Origin of the sequence: Nocardioides sp. (assembly GCF_016462705.1) — a bacterium.
In the GTDB taxonomy this organism is placed as follows: domain Bacteria; phylum Actinomycetota; class Actinomycetes; order Propionibacteriales; family Nocardioidaceae; genus Nocardioides.
The window spans coordinates 1-13450 of sequence record NZ_JAEMSS010000120.1 but is presented as its reverse complement, the minus strand read 5'-3'; the positions used below and the strand labels follow the sequence as shown (position 1 = coordinate 13450).

The following is a 13450-nucleotide window of genomic DNA, read 5'->3' as shown; positions in this document are numbered from 1 at the left end:
GCTGGAGTCCAAGACCCAGATGTTCGAGACCGGCATCAAGGTCATCGACCTGCTGGCGCCGTACGTCCAGGGCGGCAAGATCGGCCTGTTCGGCGGTGCCGGCGTGGGCAAGACCGTGCTGATCCAGGAGATGATCGCCCGGGTCGCCCGCGACCACGGTGGTGTGTCGGTGTTCGCCGGAGTCGGCGAGCGCACCCGCGAGGGCAACGACCTGATCGTGGAGATGGAGGAGGCCGGCGTCATCGGCCAGACCGCCCTCGTCTTCGGTCAGATGGACGAGCCGCCGGGCACCCGGCTGCGGGTCGCGCTGTCGGCGCTGACCATGGCGGAGTACTTCCGCGACGTCCAGAACCAGGACGTGCTGCTCTTCATCGACAACATCTTCCGGTTCACGCAGGCCGGTTCCGAGGTGTCGACGCTGCTCGGCCGGATGCCGTCCGCGGTGGGCTACCAGCCCAACCTCGCCGACGAGATGGGCACGCTCCAGGAGCGGATCACCTCGACCCGTGGCCACTCGATCACCTCGCTCCAGGCGATCTACGTGCCGGCCGACGACTACACCGACCCGGCCCCGGCGGCCACGTTCGCGCACCTCGACGCGACCACCGAGCTGTCGCGTGAGATCGCGTCCCTCGGGATCTACCCGGCGGTCGACCCGCTGACGTCGACCTCGCGGATCCTGGACGCGCAGTACATCGGCCAGGCGCACTACGACTGCGCGATCCGGATCAAGCAGATCCTCCAGCGCAACAAGGAGCTGCAGGACATCATCGCGATCCTCGGTGTCGACGAGCTGTCCGAGGAGGACAAGATCATCGTCAGCCGGGCGCGCCGCATCCAGCGCTTCCTGTCGCAGAACACCTACGTCGCCAAGCAGTTCACCGGCTTGGAGGGCTCGACGGTGCCGATCGCCGAGACGATCGAGGCGTTCAACAAGATCGCCGACGGCGAGTACGACCACGTCGCCGAGCAGGCGTTCTTCATGTGCGGTGGCCTCGACGACGTCGAGCGCAAGTGGGCCGACATCCAGAAGGGTCTGGAGTAAGACGTCATGGCTGATGCTCTGACGGTGCAGCTCGTCGCGGCCGACCGGACGGTCTGGTCGGGTGAGGCCAGCATGGTCATCGCGAGGACCGTGGAGGGTGAGATGGGCATCCTCCGCGGTCACACGCCCGTGCTCTCCCTGCTCGCCGACGCGGTCGTGGAGATCGACACCGTCGACGGCGACAAGGTCGTCGCGGCTGTCGACGGCGGGTTCATCTCGGTGGCCAGCGACCGGGTCTCCATCCTGTCCGAGCACGCGGTGCTTGCCGAGGACATCGACGTCAGCGCCGAGCGCTCGGAGATCGAGGCGGCCCAGGACGGCGACGGCGACGACGCCGACGCGCGGATCCGCCGGGCCGAGGCCCGGATCCGCGCGGCCGAGCGCGCCTGACCAGCAGCACGACAAGGAGCACGACAAGGAGGACGGATGCCGCTGTGGCAGTGGCTGCTCGATGCAGCCGGCCTGCTGCTCGTCCTCGTCCTGCTCTACGGCGGTCTGCTGGTGCTCCGGCGGCGCGTCCTCTCCCGGCACGGCGGCACCTTCGAGCTCAGCCACCGCACGGCCGCGGCCGCGCCGGGCAAGGGATGGATCCTGGGGCTGGGCCGCTACTCGGGCGACAACCTGGAGTGGTTCCGGATCTTCTCGCTCTCCCCGTGGCCCAAGCACGTGTGGGGCCGGTCGCGGATGTCGTACGACGGACGCCGTGAACCCGCCGAGGGCGAGCGCCACGTCCTCTATCCCGGGCACGTGGTGATCGCCTGCACCACACCGGACGGCAAGGTCGAGCTGGCCCTGAGCGCCGAGTCGCTCACCGGGTTCCAGGCGTGGCTGGAGTCGCACACTCCGGGGACGGACTGGTCGCGCTGAGCTCGCTGTCACCGCCGGGGACGACCGTCCTCGCGGCTCGCAACGCCGTGGCGGCGGCGTTCGTCGTCAACGGGATGCTGTTCGCCAGCCTGGTCTCCCGGATCCCCGACGTGCGCAGCGGCCTCGACCTCAGCAACGGCGGGCTCGGGCTCCTGCTCCTGGCCATCGCCGCCGGGTCGATCCTGGCGATGCCGTCGACCGGGTGGCTCATCACCCGGACCAGTGCCGGAGCGGTGGTCCGTCTCGGTGCCGTGCTCGGCGCCGTGGGGCTGACCGTCGGTGCCCTCGGCGCGACGGTCGCGTCGTCGGTCCCGGTCGCCGCCCTCGGGTTGTTCGCCTACGGCGTCGCGACCGGCACCTGGGACGTCGCGATGAACGTGGAGGGAGCCGAGGTCGAGCGCGGTCTGGGGCGCTCGGTCATGCCCCGCTTCCACGCCGGCTTCAGCTTCGGCACCGTCGCCGGCGCGGGGGTCGGCGTCGCCGTCACCGCCGCTGACGCGCCGATGCTGCTGCACGTCGGGGTGCTCGGGATCGCTGGGATGCTGGTGATGCTGCGCGAGACCCGGGCCTTCCTCCCGGCCGTGGACCACCCGGAGGCCGACTCGTCCAGCGGCACCGCGTGGCTGGAGCCGCGGACGCTGGCGGTGGGACTGATGATCCTGTGCTTCGCGGTCGCCGAGGGGTCGGCCAACGACTGGCTGACGCTGGCGCTCATCGACGGCTACGACGTCGACCACTGGGTGGGGGTCGCGGGTTACGCGGTGTTCGTCTCGTCGATGACGCTGGGCCGGCTGGCCGGCACGTCCCTGCTCGACCGGTTCGGCCGGGCGCCGGTCCTGTGGGCCACCGCCACGACCGCCGCCGGGGGGATCGCCCTGGTCGTCCGGGGTGACCACGTGCTCCTGGTCGGGCTCGGCATCGTGGCGTGGGGGCTGGGCGCCTCGCTGGGCTTCCCGGTCGGGATGAGCGCGGCCGCCGACGAGTCCTCCCGCGCCGCCGCTCGGGTCAGCGTCGTGTCCACGATCGGCTACGGGGCATTCCTCGCGGGTCCCCCTCTGCTCGGGGCGCTCGGCGACGCGGTCGGCACCCTCGACTCGCTGCTGGCCGTGGCGGTGCTCATGGGGCCGGCGCTGCTGGCGGTCTTCGCGACCCGCGGACCGCGCCGTGAGCGGTCCAGCGAGCCGGTGTAGCGAGAATCACCCGCCCCGCGATGCGGTGTTCGTGTGACTGGTGGGGCAACGTAGAGGACATGCTGATCCTCGGGATGATCGTCCTGGCCCTCCTCGCGACCGCGGGCCTGACGCTGATCAAGGCCAGCCGCGACCTCGACGCCGCTGACGACAGCGACCTCGGCCCCGTCGCCGGGTTCGTCGACGAGCGGCTCCAGCGCACCCGCAGCGCGGTCGACACCCTGATCCAGCCGGACGTGAGCGCCGCCGAGCTGCGCCCCAGCCGCCATGCCCTGGCCGAGCGGGCGACCACGTACGGCGTCTTCGGGCTCGGGCTGGTCGGCATCGCGGCGTTCGTCGCGATCGGCTACGTGCTGCTGGGCGGGTAGCTCCTACCTCTCGCCCCCGGGCACCCACAGGACGTCGCCGCGCTCCCGGTTGGCGTACCTCGCCAGGATGAAGAGCAGGTCCGAGAGCCGGTTCAGGTACGTCAGGGCCAGCGGGTTCATCGCGTCCGCGTGCTCGGTGTGCGCGGCCCACGCCGACCGCTCGGCCCGGCGCACGACCGTGCGCGCGACGTGCAGGTGCGCGGCGGCCGGCGTGCCGCCGCTGAGGATGAACGAGCGGAGCGTCTCCAGGGACGCGTTGTAGTGGTCGCACCAGCCCTCCAGCCGGTCGACGTAGTCCTGCTCCACCCGCAGCGGCGGGTAGGCCGGGTCCGGCACCACCGGAGTCGAGAGATCGGCACCGACGTCGAAGAGGTCGTTCTGCACGTGCACGAGCACCGCCACGACGTCGTCGTCGAGGTCACCGACCGCCACGGCGACGCCGATGTGGGCGTTGGCCTCGTCGACGTCGGCGTAGGCCTGCAGCCGGGGGTCGAGCTTGGTCGTGACGCTGTTGTCGCCCAGGCGGGTCTCGCCACCGTCGCCGGTGCGGGTGTAGATGCGCGTCAGGTTGACCATGTCGCTGAGCGTAGTGCGGCGCCCGCGACCCACCCCCCGGGGTGAAGTCTGGCGTGGCACGCAACCAAATGCCTGTGATCGGCGTCATAGTGGGTGACGAGTCCAGCGACGCGGGAGAGCCATGGACATCATGCGGGACGGATCGACCCTGGTCCTCAGCGGCGACTTCGACGTGCGCAGCACCTGGGAGGTCCGGACCGCCATCTACGAGCTCCTCGGGTCCCACGAGGGCGACGTGGTCGTCGACCTGTCCGGTGTCGACGGGGTCGACCTGACCGCTCTCAAGCTCCTGGCGGTGGCCACCCGCGAGGCGTCCCGCGAGGGGCACCACCTCGTCCTGCGGGGCTGCACGGGCCCGGTCCGCCGGATGCTGCACCTGACCCACCTGCGCCGGATGGTGGAGGTCGAGCGCACGGCCTGACCCGGCAGTGACATAACCCTCACGGCTGACCGGTGACCGGCCGGTAACAACCGTCCTACCCTCGACGCATGTCCGATGACACGGCCCCGGCAGAGACGGCCCCGGCACAGAGGGCTCAGAAGGACCGCCCGTGGGTGATGCGCACCTACGCCGGGCACTCGACCGCCGCGGCGTCCAACGCCCTGTACCGCTCCAACCTGGCGAAGGGGCAGACCGGTCTCTCCGTGGCCTTCGACCTGCCCACGCAGACCGGGTACGACCCCGACTCCCCGCTGGCCCGCGGGGAGGTCGGCAAGGTGGGCGTCCCCGTCCCGCACCTGGGGGAGATGCGCCGGCTCTTCGAGGACATCCCGCTGACCGGGATGAACACCTCCATGACCATCAACGCCACCGCCATGTGGCTGCTCGCGCTCTACCAGGTCGTGGCCGAGGAGCAGGCGGGCGTGCCCGAGGGCAAGGCCACCGCCGAGGAGGTCGCGGCGCAGCTCGCCGGCACGACGCAGAACGACATCATCAAGGAGTACCTGTCCCGCGGGACCTACGTGTTCCCGCCGGAGCACTCGCTGCGGCTGATCTCGGACATGATCGCCTACACGGTCCACCAGGTGCCGAAGTGGAACCCGATCAACGTCTGCAGCTACCACCTGCAGGAAGCCGGGGCGACGCCCACGCAGGAGCTGGCCTACGCCCTCTGCACGGCGATCGCCGTGCTCGACCAGGTCAAGGCCTCCGGACAGGTGTCCGAGGACGACTTCGAGAAGGTCGTCGGCCGGATCTCCTTCTTCGTCAACGCCGGCGTCCGGTTCGTCGAGGAGATGTGCAAGATGCGCGCCTTCGTCGAGCTCTGGGACGAGATCACCCGGGAGCGGTACGGGGTGACCGACGAGAAGATGCGCCGCTTCCGCTACGGCGTCCAGGTCAACTCCCTGGGCCTGACCGAGGCCCAGCCCGAGAACAACGTCCAGCGCATCGTCCTCGAGATGCTGGGTGTCACCCTGTCCAAGAAGGCCCGGGCCCGCGCCGTCCAGCTGCCCGCCTGGAACGAGGCGCTCGGGCTGCCCCGGCCGTGGGACCAGCAGTGGTCGCTGCGACTCCAGCAGGTGCTCGCCTTCGAGTCCGACCTCCTCGAGTACGACGACATCTTCGACGGCTCGCCGGTGATCGAGGCCAAGGTCGCCGAGCTGGTTGAGGGCGCCAAGGCCGAGATCGACCGGGTGCAGGCGATGGGCGGTGCCATCGCGGCGGTCGAGAGCGGCTACATGAAGCAGGCCCTGGTCAGCGCGCACGCCGCCCGCCGCGCCGCGATCGAGTCCGGCGAGGAGAAGGTCGTCGGCGTCAACATCTACGAGACGACCGAGCCGTCGCCGCTCACGGCCGACCTCGACGGCGCGATCATGGCCGCCGACCCCGAGGCCGAGCGGACCGCGCTCGCGAGCGTCGAGGCCTGGAAGGCCCAGCGGGACCAGGCCGCGGTCACCGACGCCCTGGCACAGCTCGCCGCCGACGCCAAGACGGACGCCAACCTGATGGAGGCCACGCTCCGCGCCGCCCGCGCCGGCGCCACGACCGGGGAGTGGGCCGGCACGCTGCGCGAGGTCTTCGGGGAGTTCCGGGCGCCCACGGGGGTGAGCGGTGCCGTCGGCGTGGCCGACGCGGGGGCCGAGCTGGGCGCTGTCCGGGACCGGGTCCGGGCCACGGGCGAGGAGCTCGGCGGACGGCTGCGCCTGCTCGTCGGCAAGCCCGGCCTGGACGGCCACTCCAACGGCGCCGAGCAGGTCGCCGTCCGCGCCCGGGACGCGGGCTTCGAGGTGATCTACCAGGGCATCCGGCTGACCCCCGAGCAGATCGTCTCGGCCGCCGTCGCCGAGGACGTCCACTGCGTCGGCCTCTCCATCCTGTCCGGCTCGCACATGGAGCTGGTCCCGGCCGTGCTCGACGGGCTGCGCGACGCAGGGCTGGACGACGTCCCTGTCATCGTGGGCGGGATCATCCCGGACTCCGACGCGCGCCGGCTCACCGAGCTCGGCGTCGCCGCCGTCTACACCCCCAAGGACTTCGGCCTCACCGAGATCATGGGCGGGATCGTCGCCGCGATCCGGAAGGCCCGCGGCCTGACGCCCTGAGTGCCGTGGGTCACCATTAGGTGAGGCAACCCTTAGCCGATGCTAGGGTCTCGCCCGTGGCGAAGGCACGGAAGCTCCCCAAGCGGGAGTGCTGCGCGTCGAGGAAGAAGTGCGACCGGTGCCCGCTGCGGATGCTCAAGGAGGGCACGCTGCCGCCGGGGTATACGGTCAAGAAGCGCAAGCTCGTCCACGTGGACGGCAAGAAGGTGACCAAGAAGCGGCTCAAGAAGGCCGCCTGACCCGTCAGGAGGCCGGATGGCTGCCGAACGCTTCGTCGAGGCGCTCAACGCCCAGATCGGCAACGAGCTCGCCGCCCACAACCAGTACCTCGCCTGCGCGGTGCACTACGACGCCGAGACGATGCCGCGGATGGCGGCGTTCTTCTACGCCCAGGCGCTCGAGGAGCGCGACCACGCGCTGATGATGGTGCAGTACCTCCTGGACACCGACGCGGAGGTGACCATCCCCGGAGTGGGGGCTCCCACCGCGACGTTCGCCGACGTCGTCGCGCCGGTCGCCCTGGCCCTGGAGCAGGAGAAGCGGGTCACCGAGCAGATCAACGGTCTCCTGCGGATCGCCCGCGAGGAGAACGACTTCGCCTCCGAGCAGTTCATGCAGTGGTTCATCAAGGAGCAGGTCGAGGAGGTCGCGACGATGACCGACCTGCTCGCGATCGTGACCCGCAACAAGGACGACCTCGAGGACATCGAGGAGTACGTCGCCCGCGAGAGCGGCGGCGACGCCACCGATCCGACCGCTCCTCGCGTGGCAGGCCGCTGACCTGCCTAAACAGGCAGATTGAGAGGCGGGGATGGGCTGGCCGACGTAGTCTCACAGACTCGCTGCCGGAGATTTCTTACACCTGAAGGTCTCCGCTACTCGCAGTTTGCCTTGCAGCGGCACTGCATGCGCTGCTCGGAAACCGTAGGGTCGAGTCTGTGACACTCCGGGTTGAGGACGTTTTCAAGGTTCAAGGCGTACCGACGTACACGTTCGTGCATCCGTCGTCCTTCAACCAACTCAAGGTGGGTCTACGCACGCCTGGACGGGGAGTCATCGTTGAGGGGCCTTCAGGGATCGGCAAGTCCACGGCAGTCACGAAGGTTCTTGAGGAACTGAACCTGGACAGTTCCGTCACCAGCCTGAGCGCTCGCGACCCTGTGGACGCCGAGTACATCGCGTTGCTGCCAGAGATGACCTCAACTGGGACCGTCATCATCGACGACTTCCATAGGCTGGAAGACGCGACCAAGGCCTCCATTGCCGACTTGCTCAAGATCACGGCTGACCGCGAAGACGCTCAACGCAAGATCGTCATCGTTGGGATCAACGCCGCCGGGCGATCCCTCATCGAATCGGCGCCTGACCTTGCCAACCGCATGGAAGTCATCAGGTTCGAGGTCGAGCCAGCGAGCAAGATCCAAGAACTCGTCGACGCCGGTGAAGCTGCCCTCAACGTCCGCCTCGCCGCCCGCGACCACATCATTGAGAACTCTCGTGGCAGTTTCTACATAGCTCAGCTGCTCTGCTGGCAAGCCTGCGTCGAGGCTGGTGTCCTTGAGAAGCCCGACGACGTGGTCGAAGTCGACACCTCGTACACCGCGGTTCAGCGCAAGGTTGTGGAACGCCAGAAGGAGCGATTCGGAGCAGCTGTGCGCGCCTTCGCCCGTGGCACCAAGTTCAGGCCAAGTGGCCGGGCACCCTACTTGCACATCCTTCGTTGGCTGGCGGACGCGGAGTCGTGGAGCATCCACATCCCCGACGAGATGCGTAAGCACCCTAACGAGAAGCAGAGCGTCGGCGTGGTACGAGAACGGGGTTACCTAGCCTCTCTTTGCGAGCAGGAAGACATCTCGAAGTTGCTGCACTACGGCCGAGACACCGGGTTGCTCTCCGTGGAGGACCCGATGTTGGTCTACTACCTGCGGTCGATCAACTGGGCCGACTTCATCCGTGAGGTGGGATTCACCAAGGTCGACTACGACGAGAACTACGACGAGAACTACGACGTGGCGCTTTCTTTTGCCGGCGAGGACCGCATCTACGCCGAGCACATGCGTGATGCGCTTGAAGACCTTGGGCACTCGGTCTTTTATGACTTCGCCGAGCAGCACAGGATCTTGGGTGAGGACGTTGAGGCCTACCTGGGCCCGATCTATGAATCGAACTCGCGCTATGTAGTCGCGATCCTCGGTGAGATGTACGGCCGCAAGCGGTGGACCCTCTTCGAGCACGAAAAGTACAAGGATCGAGTCGAACGCGGTCAGGTATTGCCCATCTGGTCGACCAAGGTGCCCCCGGCAGCATCCGACCCAGTGCGCGAGCGCGGGGGCCTCACATTCGACCCCGATGGGAACCTGCGTGCGCAGGCCATTGAGCACTCGGAGATCATTTCCAAGAAGCTCTCCGAACTGTGATGCCCAAAGTTCAATCGACGTTGCACGCGGCAGACCTCACCCTTATGTCGTTCTTGAAGTTCATCAAGGAGCAGGTCGAGGAGGTCGCGACGATGACCGACCTGCTCGCGATCGTGACCCGCAACAAGGACGACCTCGAGGACATCGAGGAGTACGTCGCCCGCGAGAGCGGCTCCGACGCCACCGATCCGACCGCTCCTCGCGTGGCCGGCGCCTAGAACTGCGACGATGACCCGGTGAGCCGGGTCATCGTCGCCGGCGCGGGGGTCGTCGGCCTCTCCTGCGCCGCTCAGCTGCTCGCCGAGGGGCACCGCGTGGACGTGATCGCCCGCGACCTGCCCCGGGAGACGACCTCTGCGGTGGCGGCCGCGCTCTGGTTCCCCTACCGTGCGCTGCCGTACGACCGGGTCCTCGGCTGGTCCCGGACGTCCTACGAGGTCTTCGCCCGCCTGGCCGTGGAGGCGCCGGAGTCAGGGGTGACGATGCGCGCCGGGGTCGAGCTCCCGTTGGAGACCCACGAGCGGCCGTGGTGGGCCGACGCCGTGCCCGACCTCGCCGAGACGTTCCTCGTGCCGGACGGCTACGAGATGGGCTGGACGTTCCGAGCGCCGGTGGTGGAGATGCCCGTCTACCTGGACTGGCTGGCCGGGGTCGTGCTCGAGCGCGGGGGCACCATCACCCGGATGAACCTCACCGGCCTCCCCACCGGGGCCGACGTGGTGGTCAACTGCACGGGGATCGCCGCACGGTTCCTGGCGGACGACCCGAGCGTCCATCCGGTGCAGGGGCAGGTGGTCGTCGTCGAGCAGGTCGGGCTGGACCGGTGGTGGCTCGAGGGTGCCGGACCGACGTACGTCGTCCCCCGGTCCCACGACATCGTGCTCGGCGGGACCGACGTCGCGGGGGAGTGGAGCCGGACCCCGTCGCCCGAGGTCGCCTCCTCGATCCTCCGCCGAGCGCTGCGACTGGTCCCCGAGCTGGCCGGCGCCGAGGTCCTGGCGCACCGGGTCGGGCTGCGGCCGTCCCGTCCCGAGGTGCGTCTCGAACGGGTCGACGGGGTGGTCCACTGCTACGGCCACGGCGGGGCCGGCGTCACCCTGTCGTGGGGCTGCGCCCAGGAGGTCGCCGGACTGGTCGCCGGTCCGGATGCGGGTTAGCCCGGAGGCCGGGACGTGGCCGTCGAGCTGGGGCAGAAGGCCTCGCGGGGCGAGCCGGTGTGCAGCTGCTCGGGCAGCGTGAGCAGCACCTCGTCCTCGAAGAGGCCCGCCTGGCTCGTCCGCAGGCGGACCTCGGTGACGAAGGAGCCGGAGCGCGAGGACAGGGTCTCGCAGCCACCCATGTCGAGGGCCAGCGTCAGCTCGACGGAGTCGCCGCCCCCGATCTCGACCTCGCGCTCGCCCTGGGGGCCGGTCAGCCCGGCGTAGGAGAAGAGCCGGGGGTCCGCCTGACCCGGGGCGAGCCCCAGCACCGTGACCGGGAACCGGCCCTGGTTGGCGACCCGGAACGTGTAGCGCAGGGTCCCGGCGTCGTCGTAGCGCACCTGCCGGATCGTCCGGTCCCCGACCTCGAACACCGCGGTGGCGTCGGTGCCGGCGACCGACGTGGGCGCGGACGCCTCCAGGTCGGGGGTGCCGCTGGCGGCGGCGACACCGCCGGCGAGCACCAGCCCCACCAGCACGACGACTGCCGCCACGCCCCTACGCAGCACGCCGCCTCCGGACCAGCCCCAGCGTGCCGAGCAGGCCCACCACGGCCAGCAGCGGGAGCCCCACGAGCAGGCCCTGCTCCTGCGGGGCGGCCACCGGCCTCGGGTCGGTCACGCCCTCGCGAGCACCCGGCTGCGCGGGGTCGTCGAACCACTCGCAGCCCGGCGGGTGGCGCAGTGTCGGATCGCTGCGGTCGTACTGGCTGCAGGAGAGGAAGCCGGCGTCCTTGACCGGGAGGCCCGGGGTGTTGACCGAGCCGCCGGAGGCGCACGACGGTGGCGGCACGGTGAAGTTGTCTGTCTGGGTGCCTCGCGAGTAGGTGTTGCCCTGCCAGCAGTTGCCGCCGCCCTGGTCGTCCCACCAGTGGTCGATGCCGTTGTGGTGCACGGAGCCGTCGGGCGCGATCCCCATCAGGTTGTCGGTCGTCTGGTTGCCGTGCGAGGTGTCGAAGAGCTTGGCCGGGTCGTACTCGTCGCGCAACGGCGCCGGCACCCAGAACTGCATGGTGCCGTAGCGCCAGTTGTCGTAGATCCAGTTGTGGTGGGTCGCGTTGAAGTTGCCGCCGGCGATGAGCACCCCCGTCCCCACCGGGGTGGGGATCACCGGGCAGACGGTCCCGTCGATGTAGCCGCGCTCCTCCATCGGCTTCGCACAGACGCCGGTGTCGACGAACTTCGCGTAGTAGTTGTTGTTGTTGGAGTAGATCTCGTTGTCGCTCCAGCGCGCGTGGTCCTGCGGCAGTCCCGGGTGGCCGGGGAACAACGAGTCCGTGGCGATACCGGTGGCGTTGTCGTAGAACTTGTTGTGGTGGGCCCAGATCGAGTTGCCGGCGGTGCCGGAGTACCCGAGCGTGTTGTCGTGGCTGCGGTTGCGCCGGATCTCGATGGCGTAGCGGGTGGGCACGATCGAGCTGTTGTCGGCGTTGAGGTCCGAGCCTGACCCCGGGTAGATCCCGGAGTCGCCGTTGTAGAACGCGTCGGAACGCTGGATCAGGCCGTGGTCGCTGGCGAAGGCGAGGATGCCGTACTCGTCGTTGCCGCGCGCGGTGATCCTGTCGAGCAGGAAGCCGTCGGTCTCCAGGACGTACACGGCGTTGAACTCGGACTGCTGGACGGTGAGGTTGCGGACCACGGCGCCGCCGGCGCGGTCCAGCCGGATCGCGTTGAGCTTGTGGAAGTCGTTGTCGATCACGACGTCGGTCATCTTGCGGCCGGTGCCGACGATCTGGATGCCGCAGAACTTGCTGTCACAGCTGATCGAGCCGTTCTTCGGCGTGCGGTCGCCGAAGACCGCGATCAGGTTGAGGTTGTGGGGGCAGGCCCGCTGGTCGGCGTAGGACAGCGCGATCGGGTCGGTGGTGCCCGCCTCGTCGGCCGCCCGCTCGGTGCTGCCGGAAGCATCGGCGTCATCGGCGTGACCGGTGTGGTCGGTGTGCTCGCCCTCGGCTGCGGTGCCGGGGGAGGAGATGCTGCCGATGTACTCCGAGGACTTCAAGGGCGCCTTCGACGCGGTGCCGAGGTGCGCGCAGTAGCTGCTCCTCCGGTCGCCTCTGGTCGGCTTCTCCTGGTAGGTCCCCGGCAGCACGTAGATCGAGGTGTTCCGCTTGCGCACCGTGTCGATGGCGGCCTGGATGTGCCGGAACCTGCAGTCCTCCAGCAGCCGCTGGTTGCGCTGCTTGACCTTGCCCTCGGGCAGCTTCGCGATCAGGCGCTTGCTGTTGGGCCGGCAGACCACCCGGGCGCGGGTGTTCTTGTAGCCCAGGAACTTCGGCACCTTGCCGGTCCCGTCGGGGAACGTCGCGGGCCGCTCCTCGTGGGCGACCGACGGTGCCGCGCCGAGAGCCACGAGGCCCAGGGCGAGTGGCGCGGAGAGCAGCAGGGCGAGGACGACGCGGGCAGCACGAGACATCCGAGATCCTTCCGTTGCCGCTCCAACGAAGGCCCGTGAGCTGGGTTACGTCGGGCGCACCGGGGTCACCGCGACCACCGCGTCGGGCGACAGCGGCCCGTAGATGTGCGGGAACGTCTCCGTGGCCGCGGGTGCCGGCAGCTCCTCGACCCACGGCACGTCGAGCAGGTCGGTGTCGATCTCCAGCAGCACGAGGGGCTCGGTGGCGCCGCTGTAGTAGCGGTCCCGCACGGCCTCCCACTGGTCCTCGCGACTGGCATGGAGGTAGCCCTCCTGCTCGAGGGTCACGCCGATGGTCGAGGTGGTGTAGGCGCCGCTGCGCTGCGCCTCGGCCCAGTCGGCCGCGGTGGCGATGTGGAAGATCCGCACGTCAGAACAGCCGGTGGCTCGGGTCGTCGAGGCCGCGCAGGGCGTCGTAGTCGACAGTGACGCAGGTGATGCCCCGGTCCTCGGCGAGGACCCGGGCCTGCGGCTTGATCAGCTGGGCGGCGAACATCCCTCGCACCGGGCCCTTGGCGGTCAGCAGCGGCTCCCGGTTCAGGAGCTCGAGGTAGCGGGTGAGCTGCTCGACGCCGTCGATCTCGCCGCGGCGCTTGATCTCCACGGCCACGCTGGCGCCCGCGGCGTCGCGGCACATCAGGTCGACCGGGCCGATCGCGGTCGGGTACTCGCGGCGCACGAGTGTGAGGCCCTCGGCGAGGGTGGCCGGGTGCTCGGCCAGCAGCTCCTGGAGGTGCTTCTCGACGCCGTCCTTCTGCAGGCCGGGGTCGACGCCGAGGTCGTGGGAGGAGTCGTGGTGGACCTCCTCGATCAGGATCCGCAGGGTGTC

General features: G+C 69.6%; 17 protein-coding genes. 12 read left to right on the top strand and 5 right to left on the bottom strand.

Annotated elements, in window-relative coordinates; translation table 11 throughout:
• The 5 genes from atpD to JHD21_RS14955 all read left to right on the top strand — a co-directional run.
• The coding region (gene atpD, locus JHD21_RS14975; RefSeq protein ID WP_292676825.1) for a F0F1 ATP synthase subunit beta at positions 1-1045 on the top strand (1045 nt) is incomplete at its 5' end.
• A 6-nt stretch (positions 1046-1051) separates the two neighbouring features.
• A complete protein-coding gene (locus tag JHD21_RS14970; protein ID WP_292676823.1) occupies positions 1052-1435 on the top strand; it encodes a F0F1 ATP synthase subunit epsilon in 384 nt (127 codons plus the stop codon).
• A gap of 36 nt (positions 1436-1471) precedes the next feature.
• Positions 1472-1912: a DUF2550 domain-containing protein gene (locus JHD21_RS14965; protein ID WP_292676821.1), complete on the top strand. Its 441-nt coding sequence runs from the start codon at positions 1472-1474 to the stop codon at positions 1910-1912.
• A complete protein-coding gene (locus JHD21_RS14960; protein WP_292676819.1) occupies positions 1870-3102 on the top strand; it encodes an MFS transporter in 1233 nt (410 codons plus the stop codon). Before JHD21_RS14965 ends, JHD21_RS14960 begins: the two co-directional genes overlap by 43 nt.
• A 59-nt stretch (positions 3103-3161) precedes the next feature.
• On the top strand, positions 3162-3470 hold the full coding sequence (locus JHD21_RS14955; protein ID WP_292676817.1) for a hypothetical protein: 309 nt from the start codon (positions 3162-3164) through the stop codon (positions 3468-3470).
• Between the two features lie 3 nt (positions 3471-3473).
• On the opposite strand, the gene JHD21_RS14950 is transcribed toward JHD21_RS14955, so the two are convergent.
• Positions 3474-4046, bottom strand: coding sequence for a cob(I)yrinic acid a,c-diamide adenosyltransferase (locus JHD21_RS14950; RefSeq protein WP_292676814.1), 573 nt, complete (start codon positions 4044-4046; stop codon positions 3474-3476).
• Positions 4047-4167: 121 nt separating this feature from the next.
• Here JHD21_RS14950 and JHD21_RS14945 point away from each other — a divergent pair, with 121 nt between their 5' ends.
• From JHD21_RS14945 to JHD21_RS14915, 7 genes are all read left to right on the top strand, one after another.
• Positions 4168-4467 carry an STAS domain-containing protein gene (locus tag JHD21_RS14945; RefSeq protein WP_292676812.1) on the top strand — a complete coding sequence of 100 codons (300 nt, stop codon included), beginning with the start codon at positions 4168-4170 and terminating at the stop codon, positions 4465-4467.
• Positions 4468-4535: 68 nt separating this feature from the next.
• Positions 4536-6590, top strand: coding sequence for a protein meaA (locus JHD21_RS14940; protein ID WP_292676810.1), 2055 nt, complete (start codon positions 4536-4538; stop codon positions 6588-6590).
• A 56-nt stretch (positions 6591-6646) separates the two neighbouring features.
• On the top strand, positions 6647-6829 hold the full coding sequence (locus JHD21_RS14935) for a hypothetical protein (RefSeq protein WP_292676808.1): 183 nt from the start codon (positions 6647-6649) through the stop codon (positions 6827-6829).
• Between the two features lie 16 nt (positions 6830-6845).
• Complete coding sequence (locus JHD21_RS14930) at positions 6846-7370, top strand: ferritin (protein ID WP_292676806.1); 525 nt, start codon at positions 6846-6848, stop codon at positions 7368-7370.
• 158 nt (positions 7371-7528) lie between these two features.
• Positions 7529-9007 carry a TIR domain-containing protein gene (locus JHD21_RS14925; protein WP_292676804.1) on the top strand — a complete coding sequence of 493 codons (1479 nt, stop codon included), beginning with the start codon at positions 7529-7531 and terminating at the stop codon, positions 9005-9007.
• Positions 9008-9051: 44 nt separating this feature from the next.
• The gene (locus JHD21_RS14920; RefSeq protein ID WP_292676802.1) at positions 9052-9225 is read left to right on the top strand and encodes a hypothetical protein; all 174 of its coding nucleotides are present in this window, start codon (positions 9052-9054) and stop codon (positions 9223-9225) included.
• A gap of 18 nt (positions 9226-9243) precedes the next feature.
• Complete coding sequence (locus JHD21_RS14915) at positions 9244-10164, top strand: FAD-dependent oxidoreductase (protein ID WP_292676800.1); 921 nt, start codon at positions 9244-9246, stop codon at positions 10162-10164.
• Here JHD21_RS14915 and JHD21_RS14910 read toward each other — a convergent pair.
• From JHD21_RS14910 to nucS, 4 genes are all read right to left on the bottom strand, one after another.
• On the bottom strand, positions 10161-10700 hold the full coding sequence (locus tag JHD21_RS14910) for a hypothetical protein (protein ID WP_292676797.1): 540 nt from the start codon (positions 10698-10700) through the stop codon (positions 10161-10163). The genes JHD21_RS14915 and JHD21_RS14910 overlap by 4 nt on opposite strands.
• Positions 10701-10704: 4 nt before the next feature.
• On the bottom strand, positions 10705-12621 hold the full coding sequence (locus JHD21_RS14905; protein ID WP_292676795.1) for a right-handed parallel beta-helix repeat-containing protein: 1917 nt from the start codon (positions 12619-12621) through the stop codon (positions 10705-10707).
• 45 nt (positions 12622-12666) lie between these two features.
• Positions 12667-12990, bottom strand: a complete 324-nt coding sequence (locus JHD21_RS14900; RefSeq protein ID WP_292676793.1) for a DUF952 domain-containing protein — start codon at positions 12988-12990, stop codon at positions 12667-12669.
• A gap of 1 nt (position 12991) precedes the next feature.
• Positions 12992-13450, bottom strand: a 459-nt coding sequence (gene nucS, locus JHD21_RS14895; RefSeq protein WP_292676791.1) for an endonuclease NucS, incomplete at its 5' end; no start/stop codon positions are given.

What these genes read in the sequence shown, in the direction of transcription:
- JHD21_RS14970 (WP_292676823.1), top strand. Translation starts at nt 1,052, where the DNA reads ATGGCTGATGCTCTGACGGTGCAGCTCGTCGCGGCCGACCGGACGGTC.
- JHD21_RS14965 (WP_292676821.1), top strand. Translation starts at nt 1,472, where the DNA reads ATGCCGCTGTGGCAGTGGCTGCTCGATGCAGCCGGCCTGCTGCTCGTC.
- JHD21_RS14955 (WP_292676817.1), top strand. Translation starts at nt 3,162, where the DNA reads ATGCTGATCCTCGGGATGATCGTCCTGGCCCTCCTCGCGACCGCGGGC.
- JHD21_RS14950 (WP_292676814.1), bottom strand. Translation starts at nt 4,046, where the DNA reads ATGGTCAACCTGACGCGCATCTACACCCGCACCGGCGACGGTGGCGAG.
- JHD21_RS14945 (WP_292676812.1), top strand. Translation starts at nt 4,168, where the DNA reads ATGGACATCATGCGGGACGGATCGACCCTGGTCCTCAGCGGCGACTTC.
- JHD21_RS14940 (WP_292676810.1), top strand. Translation starts at nt 4,536, where the DNA reads ATGTCCGATGACACGGCCCCGGCAGAGACGGCCCCGGCACAGAGGGCT.
- JHD21_RS14930 (WP_292676806.1), top strand. Translation starts at nt 6,846, where the DNA reads ATGGCTGCCGAACGCTTCGTCGAGGCGCTCAACGCCCAGATCGGCAAC.
- JHD21_RS14920 (WP_292676802.1), top strand. Translation starts at nt 9,052, where the DNA reads ATGTCGTTCTTGAAGTTCATCAAGGAGCAGGTCGAGGAGGTCGCGACG.
- JHD21_RS14905 (WP_292676795.1), bottom strand. Translation starts at nt 12,621, where the DNA reads ATGTCTCGTGCTGCCCGCGTCGTCCTCGCCCTGCTGCTCTCCGCGCCA.